Origin of the sequence: Roseiarcus sp. (assembly GCF_052145395.1) — a bacterium.
Classification (GTDB): domain Bacteria; phylum Pseudomonadota; class Alphaproteobacteria; order Rhizobiales; family Beijerinckiaceae; genus Roseiarcus.
Genome location: NZ_JBKQOT010000818.1, coordinates 1 through 2,645, shown reverse-complemented (window position 1 = coordinate 2,645; position 2,645 = coordinate 1). Strand labels below are relative to the sequence as shown.

Genomic DNA, 2,645 nt, shown 5'->3' with positions numbered 1-2,645 from the left:
GTCAACCGAAGAGTCTGGTCGCAGCCGGGCGGCCATGGCCACTATCTCGGTCGACACTGGGTAAACGTCTGCCAGTAGGGGCGAACCAACAAACGTTCGGGCGTCGGCCGGTTGGGAAGGCGCCCGGAGAGGGGAAGTATCCTGGGGAACCCCTCACGTCTTCGCGTTCAGCGCGGCTCTGGTTAAGTTTTATTAACGTTCATTCATTTTCCTTACCTGAACAACTATTCATGGCAGGGAAGTCTACACTTGGGCTTTTTCCATGAATTCGCGCGTTGCCGCCGGTTCGCCTTTTTTCGATCATAATCGTTGCGGAATTCCTCGGCATGGTGCGCATCGAAGCGTCGATGGGCGGTCGCCCGAGACGCGAGAGTTCAAGGGGCCTCGCCTCTCGGGGGGCCAGTGGAGGGTAAAATGCGAAACACGGTTTCCAAGGCGCTCATCGCCGGCGTTGCGGCGCTTTCGCTGGGCGCGTCGCTGGTCGCGACGACCGAACCAGCCGCGGCCCAGTGGCACGGCGGGGGCGGCGGCTGGCACGGCGGAGGCTGGCACGGTGGCGGCTGGCATGGCGGCGGCTGGGGCGGCGGCTGGCATGGCGGCGGAGTGTGGCACCCCGGTTATTGGCGCGGTGGCGTCTGGTACGGCGGATGGTGGGGTCCCGCGGCGGTCGCCGGGGCTATAGCGGCCGGCGCTATCGCAGCTGGGGCGGCCTACCCCTATTACGGATACGGATACGGATATGGCGCCCCCTACGGCGGCGGCTGCATCCAGAACCGTCCGCTCTATGCGCCGAACGGCGCATGGATCGGCAACGGGCCGGTCAACGTCTGCCAGTAAGCGGGCGCAGGCGACGTCAAGAGAAGGGCCCCGCGGCGCGCGGGGCCCTTTTCATTTGGGCGCCGGCCAGAACGATCCGCCGGTCATCGGCCGCGGAACCCCGGTCGTCGTCGGGAAGGACAGCGGCAACCGGCGCCGCGACCGCAACGCCAGATAGGCGAAGCACTGCGCCTCGATCGCGTCGCCGTCGAAACCGATCGCCTCGACCGGCTCGACCGGGACCGCGAGCCGCTCGGCGAGTTTGCGCATCAGCACGGGATTGCGCCTCCCCCCTCCCCCGACCAGCCATCGTTTCGGCGCCCGAGCAACCTGTCGCAGCGCGGCGGCAGTCGCCTCGACCGTGAAGGCGGCGAGCGTCGCGGCGCCGTCCGCGTCGCTCAAGTGTTCAACAGACCCTGCTGCTGCGGCGAAGTGGTTGCGGTCGAGCGACTTCGGCGGCGGCCGGTCGAAGTACGGATCGCGCATCATCGCCGCGAGCGCGGCGGCTTCGACCTGGCCGCTCGCCGCAAGCGCGCCGTCCGCGTCGAAGGCGACCCCCCGACGTTTCAGCAAAAAATCGTCGATCAGCGCGTTGGCGGGCCCAGTGTCGAAGGCGACGATTTCGCCCTTCTCCCCGAGCCAGGTGACGTTGCCGACCCCGCCCCAGTTGAGGATCATCATAGGGCGCTCGAGCCCGGCCGCCATGGCCGCGTGATAGATTGGCGCGAGCGGCGCGCCCTCGCCGCCCGCGGCGACGTCGGCCGAGCGGAAGTCGCAGACGACGTCGATCTCGAGCTTCGCCGCGGCGCGCGCGCCGTCGCAAAGCTGCCGGGTGTGGCGGGCCGCGGGCCGATGCAGAACGGTCTGGCCGTGCAGTCCTATGAGCGCAACCGTTTCGCGCGTGACGCCGAAGCGTGCAAAAAACGCCTCTACGGCCCCGACATGGGCGTCCGTCACCTGCCCTTCGAGATCCGCCTGCGGCCTCTCCGCCTCGCCCGGATCGGCCACGACCGCGCGGAGCAGGCGGGAGACGGTTTCGGGATAGGCAAACGTCGCCGCCGGGCCGGTCTCGACCCGCGTCGCGCCGTCGCTCCGGATCAGCGCGACATCGATTCCGTCCATCGACGTGCCGCTGATCACGCCGACGGCGGTCGTAAGACCGTCAGCGCTCAATGGCTCGCGGCCTGGTTGGCGCCAGGCGCCCAGAGCACGTCGGCGGCGCCGAAATCATTAGCGGCGCGCGCGGCGACAAACAGATAGTCCGACAGCCTGTTGATATAGGCGAGCGCGGCGGGACCGACCTCCTCGCCTTCGATGTCGGCGAGCGCTACGACGCTCCGCTCAGCGCGCCGGCAGACCGCGCGGGCATGGTGCAAGGCGGCCGCGGCCGCGGTTCCGCCCGGCAAAACGAACGAGCGCAGAGGCGCGAGGTTGTCGTTGAGCGCGTCGATTGCCCGTTCGAGCGCCTCGACCTGCGACGCTGCGACGCGGAGCGCCGCGCCCGGCGCCTCGCCTGCGGCCGCAGGCATGCAGAGATCCGCGCCGAGATCGAAAAGGTCGTTCTGCACGCGAGCGAGATCGGCTTCGATCGCGGCGAGCGTAACGTCCTCAGAGCCGCGGGTGTGAAACCGCGCGAGGCCAACCGCGCAGTTCGTTTCGTCCACGTCGCCCATGGCGACGAAGCGCGCGTCCGTCTTCGGCCGGCGGGTCCCGTCCCCGAGCCCGCTCTCGCCCTTGTCCCCGGTGCGTGTGTAGATGACGTTCAATCGGACCATGATCGCTCCAGGGTGTGGCGTCGGCCGGCCCTCACCCGGCGGCCTTCGGCCGCC

General features: G+C 69.1%; 3 protein-coding genes. 1 reads left to right on the top strand and 2 read right to left on the bottom strand.

The window, feature by feature from the left end:
- The first annotated feature begins 414 nt into the window (after nt 1-414).
- Complete coding sequence (locus ACLP25_RS28205; RefSeq protein ID WP_442472408.1) at nt 415-837, top strand: hypothetical protein; 423 nt, start codon at nt 415-417, stop codon at nt 835-837.
- A gap of 51 nt (nt 838-888) precedes the next feature.
- Here ACLP25_RS28205 and ACLP25_RS28200 read toward each other — a convergent pair whose 3' ends face one another.
- The gene (locus tag ACLP25_RS28200) at nt 889-1,989 is read right to left on the bottom strand and encodes an anhydro-N-acetylmuramic acid kinase (protein WP_442472407.1); all 1,101 of its coding nucleotides are present in this window, start codon (nt 1,987-1,989) and stop codon (nt 889-891) included.
- On the bottom strand, nt 1,986-2,591 hold the full coding sequence (locus ACLP25_RS28195; RefSeq protein WP_442472409.1) for a cob(I)yrinic acid a,c-diamide adenosyltransferase: 606 nt from the start codon (nt 2,589-2,591) through the stop codon (nt 1,986-1,988). The genes ACLP25_RS28200 and ACLP25_RS28195 overlap by 4 nt, the downstream gene beginning before the upstream one ends.
- Between the last annotated feature and the right edge of the window lie 54 nt (nt 2,592-2,645).